Below are 17,204 nucleotides of genomic sequence, written 5' to 3' on the forward strand. Positions count from 1 at the left end.
GCCACGACGAAGTGTGTCGGGCCCCCGCCCTACGAGATCGGCCACATCCCCATCAACGTTGATTCAAGCGAGGTCTGACATGAGCAATGCCCCCTCAGCCACTCCGAAGAGTGGCGAATGGCTCGACAGCTGGGATCCCGAGGACGAGGCCTCCTGGGACAAAGGACTGGCCTGGAAAACCCTGTGGGTGACGACCTTCTGCCTGACCCTGTGTTTCGTTGCCTGGTTCCTTCCCAGCGCCATCGTGCCCAAGCTGAACGCCCTGGGATACTCCTTCTCCAAGGAACAGCTGTACTGGATGGCCGCCATGCCAGGCCTCGCCGGTGGTCTGCTCCGCATCATCTGGATGGTCCTGCCCCCGATGATCGGCACCCGCAAGATGGTCGCCGCCACCACGCTCATGCTCGTCTTCCCCACCGTCGGCTGGGGAGTCCGCGTGATGAGCCCCACCGCCCCCTACTGGGAGCTCATGATCCTGGCCTTCCTGGCCGGCATCGGCGGCGGCGCCTTCTCCGGGTTCATGCCCTCCACGTCGTACTTCTTCCCCAAGCGTCTCTCCGGTACCGCACTGGGTCTCCAGGCCGGCATCGGCAACCTGGGCGTCTCCCTGGTCCAACTCTTCGTCCCGATCCTGATCGGACTGGGCTGGCTCGGCGTCATCGGCGGATCCCAGCAGATGAAGCAGGTCGGTAAACCCTCGGTGACCGTCTGGTACCAGAACGGAGCCTTCTTCTGGATCCCGCTGATGGTGTGCGGCGCGATCCTGGCCTGGATGATGCTGAAGTCGGTGCCGATCAAAGCCAACATCAAGCAGCAGTTCGACATCTTCAACAACGTCGACACCTGGTGGATGACCCTGCTGTACATCATGACCTTCGGTACCTTCTCGGGTCTGTCCGCCCAGTTCGGTCTGCTCACCGGAAACCTGTACGGCGCCGCGAACCCCGCGATCGTCTCCAAGGCCGGTGAACTCCTCGTCGCCGGCTACACCGTTCCCGACCCGGTCAAATTCGTCTTCTGGGGTCCGCTGGTCGGCGCCGTGGCACGTTTCGCGTTCTCCCCGCTGACCGACCGGATGGGCGGCGCCATCTGGACCTTTGTCTCCGGGATTGGGCTGGTCGCCTCCATCGCCTTCACGATGACCGCACTCACCCCCGACACCTCGTCGGCCGCCGCCCTGCAAGGCGGATTCACCCGGTTCTTCTGGGGAATGATGGCGATCTTCCTGTTCGCCGGCATCGGTAACGCCAGTACGTTCAAGCAGATGCCGATGATCTTCGAGAAGCGCCAGGCCGGTGGCGTCATCGGTTGGACCAGCGCCATCGCAGCCTTCGGGCCCTTCCTCTTCGGCATCGGCCTGACCATGATGTCGGCCGTGGCCTTCTACGCCATCGGAGTGGTCTTCGCCGTCCTGTGCACGGCCATCACCTGGATGCGCTACGCCCGGCCGGGGGCACCGAAAGCCAGCTGAGCAGAGACACGGAATGTTCCCGGAGCCCGACAGGCTCCGGGAACACCGTGATGCGTGGACGGAACCGGAAGGCGCACCCCCGATCCCGAGAGACGCCTAGGGTGGGGGCCATGTCGATCTACGCCGTGCACTACACCTACACCGATGACAGCGACACCATCGCCGAGAAGCGCCCCGCCCACCGCGCCTACCTCGCCGAACTCGTCGAAGCCGGACACCTGCTGGCCTCCGGGCCGTACGTCGGCGTCAGCGAGGCACTGCTGATCTTCACCGCCGATACGGCCGACGCCGTGGAAGGCTTCCTCGCCGGCGACCCCTTCCAGAAAGCCGGGCTCGTCGCCACACACACCGTCACCGAATGGAACCCCATCCTCGGCGTGCTCAAGGACTACACCGCCTGAACGACCCCGCCCGCCCTGCTCGCCGGGGCCGTCCCCCGATCACTAACCGGACGCAGCGACACAGTCCTCGACATCCGGCGGCTCGGGGGACAGCTCCGCAGCCGGCGACTTACCCAACGCCAACGCACGCTCCTCCCAACGATCCCAGGTGTCCTGCTTCTCCGACTCCATCGCCTTGAGCACCCGGCGACGCTCACGACCGTTCAAATGGTCGATGTACAGCTTGCCGTCGAGATGGTCGCACTCGTGCTGCAGACATCTCGCCAACATCCCCGTGCCGTTGACCACCACCGGCTTGCCGTACATGTCGACGCCGTGCACGACAGCAGTCGCCGGACGGTTCACCGCCGCACTTGGCCCGGGCACCGACAGGCAGCCCTCCTCGTCCGCCTCCCGATCGGCCGGACGACGGTCACGCACCTCCACCACGGGGTTGATGACATGCCCGACATGACGCACCCCGTAGGCGTCATCGCAGTCGTAGACGAACAACCGCAGATCGACACCCACCTGATTCGCCGCCAGACCGACACCATGACAGCAGGCCATGGTGGCGTACATGTCGTCGATCAACGACCGCAACGTCGACCCACCGAACTCGGTGACCTCCCGGCACGGACGAGCCAGGACGTCCTCACCGACCGTGGTCACCCGGAGCCGCTGCCCCCGACGGGTCTCGGCGAGCACCTCCGGTAGCCGGTCCACCGGGATCCCGTCGATCCGCGGACGCCGATCCGCTGGAGCGGCAGGCCCCTGTCTTCCACGCTGTACCGAACCGAAAGCACCGAACACCGAAGTCATGCCCCCATCATGGCCGATCCGGTACGGAGAACCCGACCGAACACGCATGCTCCCTGGTGGCAGGCACCCGCACCCACCTGCACGCCACACGGCCACCGCGGACGGTCGCCGGTAGCCTAGAGACGTGCTGACGATGCAAGACGCCCTCCGGAAACTGGCCGACTACTGGACCGAGAAAGGCTGCCTCACCGTGCAGCCCTTCAACACGGAGGTGGGAGCGGGCACGATGAACCCGGCCACCGTGTTGCGGGTGCTCGGCCCCGAGCCCTGGGATGTCGCCTATGTCGAACCATCGGTGCGACCCGACGACTCCCGCTACGGCGAGAACCCCAACCGGTTGCAGATGCACACCCAGTTCCAGGTCATCCTCAAACCCGAACCCGGCGACCCGCAGGAGCTCTACCTGGGCAGCCTCGAAGCCCTCGGCATCGACCTGGCCGCCCACGACGTCCGCTTCGTCGAGGACAACTGGGCCCAACCGGCCATCGGCGCCTGGGGGCTGGGCTGGGAAGTCTGGCTCGACGGCATGGAGATCACCCAGTTCACCTACTTCCAGCAGGTCGGCGGGCACAACCTCGACCCGATCCCGGTCGAACTCACCTACGGCATGGAACGCATCCTCATGGCCGTCCAGGGAGTCACCCACTTCAAGGACATCGTCTACGCGACCAAACCCTCCGGGGAGACGATCACCTACGGTGAAGCCTTCGGGCAGAACGAATACGAGATGAGCCGGTACTACCTCGACGACGCCGACGTCGAGACCAACCGGGCGCTCTACGAGAGCTATGTCGCCGAAGCCACCCGCATGGTCGAGGCGCGACTGCCCGTCCCGGCGCACTCGTACATCCTCAAGTCCAGCCACGCCTTCAACGTCCTCGACGCCCGCGGAGCCATCTCCACCACGGAACGGGCGAAGGCCTTCGCCACCATGCGCCGCCTCATGCGCGACACCGCCACCCTGTGGATCGAACGTCGTGCAGAACTCGGCCACCCCCTGACCCGGGAGGACGCCCCCGACCTGCAACTCGTGGCCGACCCGGACGAGACCCCGCTGCCCACGACCCCGCAGACCCTCGCCTTCGAGATCGGCGTCGAAGAACTGCCCCCGCACGTCCTGCCCGACACCGTCGCCCAGGTGCGGGCCGCGCTGACCGAGAAGCTCGGCGCCACCCGCCTCGCCCACGGTGCGATCACCGTCGACGGCACCCCCCGACGCATCGTCGCCGTCGTCGAAGACGTCGCCCCCGAGGAACCCGACGCGACCCGTCAGGTCAAAGGCCCGAAGTGGCAGGCGGCCTTCGACGGGGACGGCGCGCCGACCAAAGCCCTCGAAGGGTTCATGCGCGGGCAGAAAGCCACCCTCGACCAGGTCGTCAAAGCCGAGATCGGCGGCAACGAACACGCCGTCGTCGAAGTGACCCAGGCCGGACGCCCCGCCCTCGAGGTGCTCACCCAGGTGCTCGGCGAGACGGTCTCCGGGCTGCGCGCCGAGAAGAACATGCGATGGAACGACCCCGAACTGGCCTTCTCCCGGGCCATCCGGTGGCTCGTCGCCCTGTGGGGCCCGGCCGTCGTACCGGTCACCGTGTCCCAGTTGACCGCCGGACGCACCACCTATGTGCTGCGCGGCGCCGCACAGCCCCACCTGGACGTCGCCCGGGCCGAAGACCTGCTGCCCTGCCTGCGTGACGCCGGCATCGACGTGCACATCGCCGAACGTCGGGCGTCCGTGGTCGACCAGGCCACCCGGCTGGCCGCCTGCTTCGACGGTCGGGTCGACATCGAAGCGGAAGCTGCCGTCATCGACGAGATCACCAACCTCGTGGAGAAACCGCACGGCATCATCGGTGGTTTCGACGCCCGTTATCTCGACCTGCCCGAGCAGATCCTCACCGCCGTGATGCGCAAGCACCAGCGGTACCTGCCGGTGCGGGACGACTCCGGCGCGCTCATGCCGTACTTCGTCACCATGGCCAACGGTGACTGCGACGACGACGTGGTCTGCCGGGGCAACGAGTCCGTGCTGCGAGCCCGGTACGAGGACGCGCTCTTCTTCTGGAATGCCGACCTGAAGACCGACAAGGTCGACGACTTCGTCCCTGGCCTGGCCAAACTCACCTTCGAGAACCGGTTGGGTTCGGTCGGGGAACGCGCGGCCCGGATCAAGGACGTCTCCACGGCCCTGGCCGGGCTGCTCACCGCGCGCGGTGCCGGGCTCGACGACGACGGCGCGGCCACCCTGGAACGTGCCGGGCAGCTCGCGAAGTTCGACCTGGCCACCCAGATGGTCGTCGAGATGAGTTCGCTGGCCGGTTTCGTCGCCCGCGAGTACGCGGTCCGCAAGGGGGAGTCCCGCGCGGTCGCCGACGCCCTGTACGAGATGGAACAGCCCCGCACCCAGGCCGATGCGGTCCCGGCATCGACGCCGGGTGCACTCCTGGCCCTGGGCGACCGGTTCGACCTGCTCATGGCGATGTTCGCGCTGGGTGCCAAGCCGACCGGGTCGTCCGACCCCTTCGGTCTGCGCCGGGCCGCGCTGGGTGTGCTGCGGATCCTGCGTGAACGTGAGGAACTGGCGGCGTTGACCCTGCGGGACGGCCTGGAGGCCGCGGCGGCCCGGTTGCGCGTCCAGGGTGTGGAGGTCTCGACGGACGCCGTCGACGCGGCGGAGGAGTTCACCATCGGCCGGTTCGCCCAGCTGCTGCGGGACGAAGGGGTGCCGGCCGGTTTCGTCCAGGCCATCCTGCCCGGGGCGGGTTCGCCCGGTCGCGCCACAGCCGTCCTGGCCGACCTGCGTTCCTTGTCGGAGGACGAGAGCTTCCGTCAGGTGGTGGCCGCTCTGCAGCGCATCGACCGGATCGTCCCTGCCGGGACCGAGGCCACCTACCGGGCCGAGTTGCTCGGCGAACCGGCCGAGGTCGAGCTGCGGGCCGCGGTGGAATCCGTGTCCTCCCGGCCGGGCCGCACCGTCGCCGCCTATGCGGTCGAGGCGTCCGGGCTGATCGCGCCGGTGGCCCGGTTCTTCGACGACATCCTCGTCATGGCGAAGGAAGAGGACGTGAGGGCTTCTCGTCTGGGCTTGTTGGCGACCGTGCGGGCCACCGCTCCGGAAGGCGTCGACTGGCGGGCCCTGGACATCGCCTTGGGCTGAATCGTTCGAGGAATTCTGCGGGGGCGTCCGGATCAGTTCCGGGCGCCCCCCGGCCTGATGGTTGATGCCTTGGGAATGACCTCTCATGTCAGGGGTTTCGGGAAGGGGTATCCAGGCGCGCAGGCGCTGTGATCAGGGGGTTGTCCGGGAGATGTCCGGCATGCCCTGTTTGCTCTATGAGAACGGCTATCAGTATCCTTACGCGATGCCGGTCACCGAGGAGAAAACATGAACAAGCAGGTCGCACATATCCGTGACCTGCGAGTTCGCTTCGGAGACCAGGAAATTCTGCACGGCGTGAACCTCGAACTGAGCGCAGGGAGACGCCTCGGCCTCCTCGGCGAATCCGGCTCCGGGAAAACCCTCACCGGACGGGCACTCCTCGGGCTCCTCCCCACGCACGCCACCGCCACCGGATCGATCCTCCTCCACGGCAAAGAAATGCTCGGCGCACCCGAACACCAATGGCGCCAACAACGCGGACACACCGTCGGCCTGATCGCCCAAGACCCCCGCACCGCGCTCAACCCCCTCGTCCGCATCGGCGACCAGGTCGCCGAACCACTCCGCGCCCGAGGACACGGACGCACCGAAGCCCGCGAACGCGCCCTCGAACTCCTCGAACAGGTCCGACTCCCCGACGCCCGCCGACTCGCCCGCCGACACCCCGGCAGCCTGTCCGGCGGACAACGCCAACGCGTCGGCATCGCCATGGCCCTCGCCGCAGGACCGGACCTGCTCATCGCCGACGAACCGACCTCCGCGCTCGACGTCTGCGTCCAAGCGGAGATCCTGCCCCTGCTCGCCGAGATCAGCCAGGACCGGGCCCTGCTCTTCATCACCCACGACATCGCCGTCGCCTCCGCGATCTGCGACGACCTCGTCGTCCTGCGCGCAGGCGAAATCGTCGACTCCGGACCCCTCCACCGAGTCCTCCACCAACCGGCCCACCCCTATGTCACCGAACTCCTCGACGCCTCCCGGGCCACCGCGCTACCCGCCACCGCCACCCCACCGCCCGTAGCCGTCCACGCCGAATTCGCCGGAGGACGCAGATGACCCGCGAAGACACCGAAACCGTGCCGCCCACCGTCCTCCTCGAGGCACACGGCCTGCACCGCACCTACCCGTCCGCCCACTGGCAGGACCGGATCCGCGGACGCGGCACCGTCCACGCCGTCGACGGCATCGACCTCATCGTCACCACCGGGACCCGCCTGGGCGTCGTCGGCGGATCCGGCTGCGGCAAATCCACCCTCATGCGGCTGCTCCTCGGACTGGAAACACCCGACACCGGGCGGATCACCTACCGCGGCCAGCCCGTCCACCCCCGCCACGACCTCACCTGGTACCGCAAACTCGTGCAATTCGTCCCCCAGGACCCCTCCAACTCGCTCGACCCCCACCTGCGCGTCGGCGCCAGCATCGCCGAACCCCTGGAATGCCTGGCCGTCCCCGGCGACCACGCCACCCGCATCCGCGAATGCCTCACCCACGTCGGACTCGACCCCGAACTGGCCGACCGATACCCGGCACAGCTCTCCGGCGGACAACGACAACGCGTCGCCCTCGCCCGCGCCCTCGCACCCGCCCCCGAGATCGTCATCGCCGACGAAGCCGTCAGCGCGCTCGACGCCTCCGCCCGACTCCACGTCACCCGCACCCTGCGCCGCATCTGCGAAGACGACGGCCCCGCCCTCGTCTTCGTCTCCCACGACCTGGGCATCGTCCACCACCTGTGCGACACCGTCGTCGTCCTGGACGCCGGACGGATCGTCGAACACGGACCGGTCGCCGACGTCCTCAGCAACCCCAGCCACCCGCGCACCCAAGCACTGCTCCGCGCCGTCCCCACCCTGCCCCCACCCACCGCCGCCTGACCGCACCGGCAGCCGGCCCCGACACGCCGCCCGACACCCCCACCCGCAGTCCACGACGACGAAGTCCGGACTCAGCACCCCACCAGCCACGCCCGTCCGGCACAGCCGTCAAGGAGAAAAATGAACCGCCCACTCGCCACCCTCGCAGCCGCCACCGCGCTCACCCTCACCGTGAGCGGCTGCATGGTCCAAGGCGGGACGAACGCCGACGGCAACTCCCGGCTACGCGTCGCCCTCAACTTCACCCCCCGCGCCGACCTCTCGCCCTACACCGACGACGCCGTGAGCCTCACCCGGCTGGGCATCATCGAACCCCTCATCACCTTCGACAAGGACGGCACCCCCCAACCTGGCCTCGCCGAAAAATTCACGATGGAAGACGCCTCCACCGCCACCTTCACCCTGCGAAAAGGCCTGACCTTCCACGACGGCAGCAAAGTCGACGCCAAAGCCGCCGCCGCCAGCCTCAACCACGCGCTCACCGCCACCCCCGCACCGGCCACCGTCAGCGGACGCGCCCTCACCATCACCGCCGAAGGTGAAGACACCGTCAAAGTCGTCTCCGAAACCCCCGACCCGATCCTCATGCAACGCTTCGGTAACCCCGACATGTCGATCCTGGCCGCCAAGGCCTACGAGAAGAACCCCTCCAAACCCGACACCCTCGGCGCCGGAACCGGACCCTTCGTCCTCAAGGAAGTCACCGGGAACACCGCCGTCAAAGCCGACGCCAACCCCTCCTACTGGGGTGGGAAACCCCGGCTCACCGGACTCGACGTGAAATTCATCAGCAAAGCGGACAGCCGCGTCGCCGGCCTACGCGCCGGCGAACTCGACGTCATACAGAACGTCCCCATCGCCCAGGTCGGCAACATCAAGGACCAGGTCGTCGACACCCGCCCCGTCCCACGCACCACCGGCATCTCCCTCAACACCCGCAGCGGACCCCTCGCCGACCCCGCCATGCGGGCCGCCTTCGCCAAAGCCATCGACGGAAAAGCCGTCGCCACCAGCGTCTTCGAAGGACAGGCCCACCCGGCCGTCGGATACTTCCGTGGAGACACCGTCTGGACCAAAGACCGCCCCGCCCCCCAGTTCCCCGCCCCCGCCGACCCCAAGGGGACCAGCCTCACCCTGGCCACCTACGACGACCGGCCCGAACTCCCCGAAGCGCTCACCCTCGTCGCCGACCAACTCCGCAAAGCCGGATTCACCGTCGACACCCCCGTCGTGAAGGCCTACAACGTCCTCGAACCCGAGATCATGGCCGGCAAATACGACGCCGTCATCGGCTCACGCATGTACATGTCCAAGGCCAACGACCCGATCTCCGTCCTCCAATCCGACTTCGGCTGCAAAGGCAGCTACAACCTCTCCTTCCACTGCAACGAAACCCTCGACAAAGAACTCACCGAAGCCGCCGGGATCACCGATGTCACCCAACGCCGCACCCGCGCCGCCGCCATCGAATCGACCGTCCTCGGCGCCGGAGCCTACGTACCCCTCGTCCACGAAGTCGTCCGCATCGGACGCACCAAGAAGGTCGACGGACTGAACGCCGACCCGCTGGAATGGACCTGGATCACGCACCGCACCACCCTCGCCGGATGACCGTCCCGCCCGCTCCGACGACCCGCCCCACCGACGCCGGGAGACTCCTCCACCTGCGCCGGTGGGGCGGCCGCCACGCCTACACCCTCCTGCGGCCCCTCGCCCTCATCGGGACCTGCGTGACCGCCGTCGTCCTCCTCGCCGGCAGCCTCCCCTGGCTCACCGGGGCAGACCCCGCCCGGACGGTCCTCCGCGCCCGCCAGGTCGAACGGGACGCCGACCCGGCCGCGCTCGACGCGATCCGCGCCGACCTCGACCTGCCCGCCTCACCCCTGGTCGGTGCCGCCCGCTGGCTCGGCCGCGCCACCACCGGTGACCTCGGCGTCTCCTGGGTCAGCGGCCGCGCCGTCGCCGACACCCTCGGATCGGCACTCGCCGTCTCCCTCAACCTCGCCGGGATCGCCGCGCTCACCTCCCTGATCGTCGCCGTGCTGCTGGTCACCCCCCGCGTCATCGGCGTCGGACTGGGCAGGCCCGCCGCATCCACCCGGCTGCGTGCCCTGTCCGCGATCCTGGCCGCCGCACCCGGTTTCGTCGTCGCCGTGCTCCTCACCTCGGTCTTCGCGGTCCGCCTGGGCTGGCTCCCCTCCAGCGGCTGGCGCGAACCCCGCGACATGATCCTGCCGGTCACCGCACTGTCCGTGGGTGCCACCGGAATCCTGATCCGCATCCTCATGACCGCGATCACCGCAGTCGCCGCCGAGGACTGGGTCCACACCTGGCGGGCCAACGGCGCCCGACCCTCCCGGATCGCCGGCTCCGTGGCCCGACGCGCCATCGCTGTCGCCCTGCCGCAGGTCATGCTGATCTTCGCCGGGATCATCGGCGCCGCCGTGATCGTCGAAGAGGTCTACGCCATCCCCGGACTCGGCCGGGTCACCCTCGAAGCCGCCCTCGCCCAGGACATCCCCCTCGTCCAGGGCGCCGTCGCCGCACTCGTGGTCCTCGGCACCGTCATCGGGCTCCTGGGTGCCGCACTGCACCGGCTCCTGATGAGTCCGGCGCTGACCGACGGCCACGGCAGTGCACCGGTCCGTCGAGAAGGCCGCTTCGCCCCGACCCTGCCCTGGTGGGTCAGTGCCTCGACCCTGACCGCGCTGATCGTCGGTGGACTCTTCCGGACGGTGGAGATCCACCCCGACCGACGTCACCTGGCCCCTTCCCTCCTCCACCCGCTCGGCACCGACCACGTCGGACGGGACGTCTGGGGGCGGGTCGGTCAGGGCGCGCTCCTCACCATCGGACCGGCCCTCCTGGTCAGCCTGATCTGTCTCGCCGTCGGACTCGCCGTCGGACTGGTCTCGAAGCAGGCCTCCGCCGGGGTCACCGACGTCCTCAACGCCGTCCCCTCGGTCTTCCTCGGACTGGTCGTCGCCGCCGTGCTCGGACCGGGGCTGCTCAGCGCGTCCCTGGCGATCTGCCTGGTCGGCTGGATCCCCCTGGCCGTCCACACCCGTACCCTGGCCGCCGAGGCCCGCGCCACCGGTTTCCACCAGGCCGCCGTGGTCGCCGGCGCCACCCGCCGGAGGATCATGGTGCGGCACCTCCTGCCCGGCGTGATCCGCCCCGTCGCCGGCCACGCCGTCGTCCGCCTGGCCCGCCTCGCCCTCGCGCTGACCGGGCTGGGATTCCTCGGACTGGGCGCGGGACACGATTCGGCCGAATGGGGAAAACTCCTCGCCGACTCCGTCGTCCACCTGGAACGCGCGCCCTGGGCGATGGCCGCGCCAGCGGTGGGACTGGTCCTCCTGGGCCTCGTCGCGAATCTCGCCGGGGAGGACTGAGCCGGATACCGGTCCGGGCCGGCCTGAACCGGTCTGAACCGGCCCGGACCGTCCGCCTCGGCCCAGCTCAGCCGGGCCACCCCGGGGTCACAACCGGAAGCGGCCGACCAGTTCGTGCAATTCGGCTGCGCTGTCGGCCAACTCCTGCGAAGCCGCTGATGTGGTCGTCGCCGCGGAGGTCGCATCGGCGGCCGTGCTCACGGCATCACGCACCTTCTCGGAGATCTCCGAGGTCTGCTGAGCCGCCACCGTCGCATTGCCGCCCATCTCGTTCGTCGTCGCGGTCTGCTCGTCCACCGCGGCGGCAATGGTGCTCTGCGTGTCGTTGATCGTCGAGATGATCGTGCTGATCTCGCTGATCGCCGCCACCGCCTCCTGGGTCTCCTCCTGGATCGCGGTGATCTTCGACGAAATGCTCTCGGTGGCCTCGCTGGTCTCCCGGGCCAACTCCTTCACCTCGTTGGCGACCACCGCGAAACCCTTCCCGGACTCGCCGGCCCGGGCAGCCTCGATGGTGGCATTCAACGCCAACAGGTTCGTCTGCCCGGCGATCTGACCGATCACCTTGATGACATCGCCGATCTCCGCGCTGGAAGCCCCCAACCTGCTGACCGTGTCATTGGTCCGCGCCGCCGCGGTCACCGCCTGACCGGCCACCGCCGCCGCATTGTTCGCATTGTCGGCGATGGCCCGGATCGACGCCGTCATCTCCTCGGTGCCCGCCGCGACCGTGTCGACCGTCATATTGACCCGGTCGGACGCCGAACGTACCTCCTCCAGACGGTGACGGGTCGCATCGGCCGACCCGTTGAGCTGCGAGGACACCTCGGACAAGGACGCCGAGGAATGGGCCACATGGGTGGAGGCCTCGCGGACCGAACCGATGACCTCCCGCATCGACAACCGCGCCCGTTCGGCGTCCCGGGCCATCTCGGCGACCTCGTCATGGGAGTAGGCCACGGCCGGAACGGTCAGATCACCCTGACCGAGAGCGGTGATGCTGCGATGGACACTGTGGATCCCCCGCACCATCCGCTTCGCAGTCAGGAAGGCGATGCCGAGGATGACCACGGCCAACACCGGGAGCGCGAACCACAGACTCCTGGTCGTGCGATCGGCGGCATCATCGGCGGCGGCCCGCTGGGCGCCGACCCTTTTCAACACGGAAGCGTTGAGCTCGCGTCCGGCCTTGTCGAGATCTTCGTACGCGGTGACACAGATCTCCTCGTTGATGATCTTCGTGCCCCGCTCCAGGCCGGCCTCAGTGCCGGTGGCGAAAGCCTTCACCGCGGCAGCGTCCCCGTCCATGAAGTCCTTCCAGCTCTTCTTCATGCTCTCGAAGTGGGCCTTCTCCGCGGCGGTCATGGCGGAGGTGTCCATCCTGTCGATCTTGGACTGGGTCTCCTTGGCCGCTTTCTCGAAGCCTTCACGATTCGACTTCGGCGTCGGCTTCACCGCCTCCACCTGGTTCTCCAAACGGGTGCTCCACGCGTAGAAACCCTGCCAACCGTTCGTGTCGGCATTGCTGAAACGCAGTTCCTCCACCGCATAGGACAGCGACTGCAGACGGCCCAGCTCCGTATTGGCCTCCCTCATCTCCGAGACACTGCCCAGCGCCAGAGCGCCGAGAGCACAGGCCCCCAGAAGCCCGATCGCACCGACCCCGGCCACCTGGTTGTGCACGGTCGAGAGACGTTGCAGAGCAGGAGGGAGGCGCATCGTATTCCTCTGGTGCGTGGGCGGCGAGAGTGCAGACCCCTTATCGGCCGGCAACGACGGCGGTTGAGCCCCGCCTTCGGACGGGTCATGCCGTGAAACATCCGCGCGACGCATACAGTGGCTCCCATGAGCGAGGCCGACCAGTCCCGAACGTCAGAGAACGTTCCCACTCGCGCGGCGCTGCGGAGCATCCCCGCCTATCGCCCCGGCCAGTTGCCGAAGGCCCGAGACGGGGTCACTCCTCACAAGATGAGCAGCAACGAGAACCCCTATCCGCCCTTGCCGGGAGTCGTGGAACGGGCCGCCCAGGTCGCCGGGCGGATGAACCGTTATCCGGACATGTTCTGCACGAAACTCACCCAGCGGCTCGCCGACGAATGCCAGGTGCCCGAGGACGACGTGATCATCGGCACCGGTTCCTCCGGCGTACTGCAGCAGACCGTGCTCGCCCTGTGCGAGGCCGGCGACGACGTGGTCTACGCCTGGCGCAGCTTCGAGGCCTACCCGATCATGGTCGGCCTGGCCGGGGCCCGTTCCGTGCAAGTGCCTCTCGACGATCAGGGCCACCACGACCTGCCCGCCATGGCCGCCGCGATCGGCCCCCGGACCAGGATCGTGTTCGTCTGCACCCCGAACAATCCCACCGGCCCGGTCGTCACCGGCCCGGAGATGCGTGACTTCCTCGCCAAGGTCCCCCGCGACGTCCTGGTCGTCGTGGACGAGGCCTACGTCGAATTCGTCCGCGACGACCAGGCAGCCCAAGGGCTCGAGCTCTACCGGGAATACCCGAACGTGATGGTGCTGCGCACCTTCAGCAAGGCCTACGGTCTGGCCGGTCTGCGCGTCGGATACGGCATCGCGCACGCGCCGGTGTCCACGGCGATCCGTAAGACAGGGGTGCCCTTCGGGGTCAGCGCCATCGCCGAGGAGGCCGCGCTGATCAGCCTCGACGAGAAGCCCGCACTGGACGAACGGGTCGCCCGGATCGTGGACGAACGTTCCCGTGTGGTCGCTGCGCTCGCCGCGCAGGGCTGGGATCTGCCGCGCAGCGAGGGCAACTTCGTGTGGTTGCACACCGGGGAGCGCACCGACGCGGTCGCTGCCGCGCTGGGACAGTCGGGACTGTCGGTCCGGGCCTTCTCCGGTGAGGGGCTTCGGTGTTCGATCGACAGTCCCGAGGCCAATGACGCACTTCTCGAGGCGTTGAAACCGTTCACCTCGCGGGGCGGTCAGCATCGGTGATCCCTGCCCGGGCGGTCCGCCTGGTCCTGTCGGCGTGTGCCGGGCCGGGTCAGGCGGCGTCCTGATCCGGTCGGGAGCGCCGCGCGACGTCCTCTCCTGAGGTGTCTTCCGAGGCGTCCCGGCCGTCTCCCGGGAGGCTGTTGTCGTGGGACGGCCGCTCAGCGAACTCGTCCTCGTCGACGGCGTAGGCGAGCATGGCGTCCTGCATGCGGGAGATCGTGGCCCGGGTCAGGGCCAGGCTCAGCGCGACCAGCAGACCTGCGGTCGCCCACGGCCGCCATCCGGCGGGTCGAGCGGTGCCGTCCTCGTCGAGGGAGACCGTCAACCGGTCACCGGCCTGCGGGATCATCATGCCCGGATCGGCCAGTGAGGTACGGATTTCCTGGCCGTCCCGGGTGACGGCGATCTCGCATCGCCCGATGAATCCCCCCGGCTGCGGGCAGGACACGACCTGCGCGTCGTACCCGGGACGGCCCGTCTGCGCGACCGCCGTGCCCACTCGCGGCAGGGTGGCGGCCCACAGGAGAAGACACAGAGCACCGACCACGGCCAAGGCGACGGCCCGCCCCGGTCCGCTGTGCGCGGACGTCCGGGGGAGGCGGGTGCCATAGGGCGTGTGCTGGTCCATGCCCTATCTATCGGCGAGGCGGTAGCCCTCCTGACCGGTGTGCGCGCTTTTCGGTCGGGCGATCGTCCATCTCCGGCGAGAGCCTCCCCGGGTGGAGGGAACACTGTTCGCGGAGAGGCTCTTCCTCTCGGGAGAAGCTTTCCCTCGGGTCGCCCGTGCGGATCGGGGCCTCTGGACGGGGTGGGTCGGGTAGCGTGACGGAGAAGCGAGCACCTCGCCCGCACCAGGGCGGGCGCGCACCCGCAGGCAGCGACGATGCCGGTGGGAGGCTGCGGGCCCGGCGATCCTGGGCCCCGATAGGTACGAAGGAGTACCAGTGAGCGATTCTGCTGTTCACCGGGCGTTCGGTGGTGAGTTCTCCGGCGTCGACCATCACGTTTCCACGGTCGGTACGCCCCATCTGTCCACCGACGGCGGCCCGGAGACGATCCGGTTCATCGACAAGGACGGGCACCGGATCCGTAATGAGGTCAATCTCGAGTACGACCCGATCGTCGACGTACTGACCGATCAGGACGGCCGGGACCTCTACCGGGACATGGTGTTGATCCGGCGGCTCGACGCGGAGGGCACGGCTCTGCAACGGCAGGGTGAACTCGGCCTGTGGCCGGGTCTGGTGGGCCAGGAAGCAGCCCAGGTCGGGATCGGGCGGGCGATGGCCGCTCAGGATTACGCCTTCCCCAGTTACCGGGAGCACGGCGTCGCTTACTGCCGGGACGTGGACCCCTTGGCGATCTTCGGGATGTTCCGGGGCACCAGCCTGGGCGGTTGGGATCCGAACGAGCACAATTTCCACCTGTACACGATCGTCATCGGCAACCAGGCGTTGCACGCTGTCGGCTACGCGATGGGGGTGCAACGCGACGGGCAGGTCGGCACCGGCGACCCGGACCGGGACACCGCGGTGGTGACCTTCTTCGGTGACGGGGCGACCAGCCAGGGCGATATCAACGAGTCCTTCGTCTTCGCCGCGGTGAACCAGTGCCCGATCGTGTTCTTCTGCCAGAACAACCAGTGGGCGATCTCCGAGCCGAACGAACGCCAGACCCGGATCCCGTTGTATCAGCGGGCGCGGGGTTTCGGTTTCCCGGGCGTGCGGGTCGACGGCAATGACGTCCTGGCCTGTTATGCGGTGGGTCGGGCGGCTCTCGAGCATGCCCGTTCCGGTCAGGGTCCTTTCCTGATCGAGGCCTTCACCTATCGGATGGGTGCGCACACCACGAGCGACGATCCGACGAAGTACCGGGATTCGGCCGAGGTCGACCTGTGGCGGGAGCGCGATCCGATCCAGCGGATCAAGACCTTCCTGTTGGCCCGGGGCGCTACCGAGGAGTCCTTCTTCGCGGAGGTCGACGCCGAGGCGGACGAACTGGCCCGGACGATCCGTCGGCGGGTGCAGGAGTTGCCGGATCCGCCGGTGACCGACATGTTCGATCACGTCTATCACGACCCACATCCGGGGATCGATGCCGAACGTGCGGAGTTCCTCGAGTACCAGGCTGGATTCATCGGTGAGGAGGAGGGCCGATGACTGCGCTCACCTTGGCTAAGGGCATCACCGCGGGTCTGCGTCGGGCGATGGAGGCCGACCCGAAGGTCTTGGTGATGGGGGAGGACGTGGGCCGTCTCGGCGGGGTCTTCCGGGTCACCGAGGGTTTGCAGAAGGATTTCGGTGAGGACCGGGTCATCGACACGCCGTTGGCCGAGTCGGGGATCGTCGGTACGGCGATCGGTTTGGCCCTGCGGGGATATCGGCCGGTCGTGGAGATCCAGTTCGACGGTTTCGTCTACCCGGCGTTCGACCACATCACCAGCCAGGTCGCCAAGATGCACAACCGTTCCCTGGGGCAGGCGAAACTGCCGATGGTCATCCGGATCCCCTGTGGCGGGGGTATCGGCGCGGTCGAGCACCACAGCGAGTCCAATGAGGCGTACTTCCTGCACAGCGCGGGTCTGCGGGTCGTGTCCTGTTCCAATGCGGAGGATTCCTACTGGATGATCCAGCAGGCTGTCGCCACCGACGACCCGGTGATCTTCTTCGAACCCAAACGTCGTTATCACGACCGGATGGAGGTCGACGACACGGCGGATGCTGCGCCGCGCAGTCTGTACGAGGCGGCGGTGGTGCGTCCGGGTGAGCATGTGACCGTGCTCTGTTACGGGCCGATGGTGAAGACCTGCCTGCAGGCGGCCGAGGCGGCTGCGGAGGAGGGCAAGGAGTTGGAGGTCATCGACCTGCGCGGCCTCAATCCTTTTGATTTCGCAGCCGTGCAGGCGTCGGTGGAGCGGACGGGCCGTCTCGTGGTGGTGCACGAGGCCTCACGTTTCATGGGTTTCGGCGCGGAGATCGCCGCCCAGGTGCAGGAGAAGCTCTTCTACCACTTGGAGTCGCCGGTGATCCGGGTGGCGGGATATTCGGTCCCCTATCCGGCGAGCAAGTTGGAGGAGCATCACCTGCCTGATCTGGATCGTGTGCTCGACGCCGTCGACCGCGCGCTGAGTTTCTGAGGAGG

The 17,204-nt window shown here is 68.2% G+C and carries 13 protein-coding genes; 10 read left to right on the plus strand and 3 right to left on the minus strand.

Annotation, left to right across the window (positions count from 1 at the left end; all coding sequences use genetic code 11):
- Window positions 1–79: 79 nt before the first annotated feature.
- Both AUCHE_RS14825 and AUCHE_RS14830 read left to right on the plus strand, forming a co-directional pair.
- Complete coding sequence (locus AUCHE_RS14825; RefSeq protein ID WP_006504145.1) at window positions 80–1,471, plus strand: MFS transporter; 1,392 nt, start codon at window positions 80–82, stop codon at window positions 1,469–1,471.
- A 110-nt stretch (window positions 1,472–1,581) separates the two neighbouring features.
- A complete protein-coding gene (locus tag AUCHE_RS14830; RefSeq protein WP_006504146.1) occupies window positions 1,582–1,872 on the plus strand; it encodes a YciI family protein in 291 nt (96 codons plus the stop codon).
- Between the two features lie 42 nt (window positions 1,873–1,914).
- Here AUCHE_RS14830 and def read toward each other — a convergent pair whose 3' ends face one another.
- Window positions 1,915–2,673 (minus strand): peptide deformylase, encoded by a 759-nt coding sequence (gene def / locus AUCHE_RS14835; protein ID WP_006504147.1) that lies wholly within the window; start codon window positions 2,671–2,673, stop codon window positions 1,915–1,917.
- Between the two features lie 133 nt (window positions 2,674–2,806).
- On the opposite strand from def, the gene AUCHE_RS14840 reads away from it, so the two are divergent.
- The 5 genes from AUCHE_RS14840 to AUCHE_RS14860 all read left to right on the plus strand — a co-directional run bounded on the left by AUCHE_RS14840 (window position 2,807) and on the right by AUCHE_RS14860 (window position 11,102).
- A complete protein-coding gene (locus tag AUCHE_RS14840; RefSeq protein WP_143115266.1) occupies window positions 2,807–5,827 on the plus strand; it encodes a glycine--tRNA ligase in 3,021 nt (1,006 codons plus the stop codon).
- Between the two features lie 228 nt (window positions 5,828–6,055).
- On the plus strand, window positions 6,056–6,886 hold the full coding sequence (locus AUCHE_RS14845) for an ABC transporter ATP-binding protein (protein WP_006504149.1): 831 nt from the start codon (window positions 6,056–6,058) through the stop codon (window positions 6,884–6,886).
- A complete protein-coding gene (locus tag AUCHE_RS14850; protein ID WP_006504150.1) occupies window positions 6,883–7,707 on the plus strand; it encodes an ABC transporter ATP-binding protein in 825 nt (274 codons plus the stop codon). The genes AUCHE_RS14845 and AUCHE_RS14850 overlap by 4 nt, the downstream gene beginning before the upstream one ends.
- 120 nt (window positions 7,708–7,827) lie before the next feature.
- Entirely contained in the window at window positions 7,828–9,318 is a 1,491-nt protein-coding gene (locus AUCHE_RS14855) for an ABC transporter substrate-binding protein (protein ID WP_006504151.1), read from the plus strand.
- A complete protein-coding gene (locus AUCHE_RS14860) occupies window positions 9,315–11,102 on the plus strand; it encodes an ABC transporter permease subunit (protein WP_006504152.1) in 1,788 nt (595 codons plus the stop codon). Before AUCHE_RS14855 ends, AUCHE_RS14860 begins: the two co-directional genes overlap by 4 nt.
- Window positions 11,103–11,189: 87 nt before the next feature.
- Here the strand turns inward: AUCHE_RS14860 and AUCHE_RS14865 are convergent, their stop codons facing one another.
- On the minus strand, window positions 11,190–12,821 hold the full coding sequence (locus tag AUCHE_RS14865; protein ID WP_006504153.1) for a methyl-accepting chemotaxis protein: 1,632 nt from the start codon (window positions 12,819–12,821) through the stop codon (window positions 11,190–11,192).
- Between the two features lie 126 nt (window positions 12,822–12,947).
- Here AUCHE_RS14865 and hisC point away from each other — a divergent pair, with 126 nt between their 5' ends.
- The gene (gene hisC, locus AUCHE_RS14870) at window positions 12,948–14,063 is read left to right on the plus strand and encodes a histidinol-phosphate transaminase (RefSeq protein ID WP_006504154.1); all 1,116 of its coding nucleotides are present in this window, start codon (window positions 12,948–12,950) and stop codon (window positions 14,061–14,063) included.
- Between the two features lie 49 nt (window positions 14,064–14,112).
- On the opposite strand, the gene AUCHE_RS14875 is transcribed toward hisC, so the two are convergent.
- Entirely contained in the window at window positions 14,113–14,691 is a 579-nt protein-coding gene (locus AUCHE_RS14875; RefSeq protein ID WP_006504155.1) for a hypothetical protein, read from the minus strand.
- Between the two features lie 316 nt (window positions 14,692–15,007).
- On the opposite strand from AUCHE_RS14875, the gene pdhA reads away from it, so the two are divergent.
- The gene (gene pdhA / locus AUCHE_RS14880; protein WP_006504156.1) at window positions 15,008–16,222 is read left to right on the plus strand and encodes a pyruvate dehydrogenase (acetyl-transferring) E1 component subunit alpha; all 1,215 of its coding nucleotides are present in this window, start codon (window positions 15,008–15,010) and stop codon (window positions 16,220–16,222) included.
- Window positions 16,219–17,199, plus strand: a complete 981-nt coding sequence (locus tag AUCHE_RS14885; RefSeq protein ID WP_006504157.1) for an alpha-ketoacid dehydrogenase subunit beta — start codon at window positions 16,219–16,221, stop codon at window positions 17,197–17,199. Before pdhA ends, AUCHE_RS14885 begins: the two co-directional genes overlap by 4 nt.
- Window positions 17,200–17,204 lie beyond the last annotated feature (5 nt).

The organism is Austwickia chelonae NBRC 105200, from assembly GCF_000298175.1.
GTDB lineage: Bacteria > Actinomycetota > Actinomycetes > Actinomycetales > Dermatophilaceae > Austwickia > Austwickia chelonae.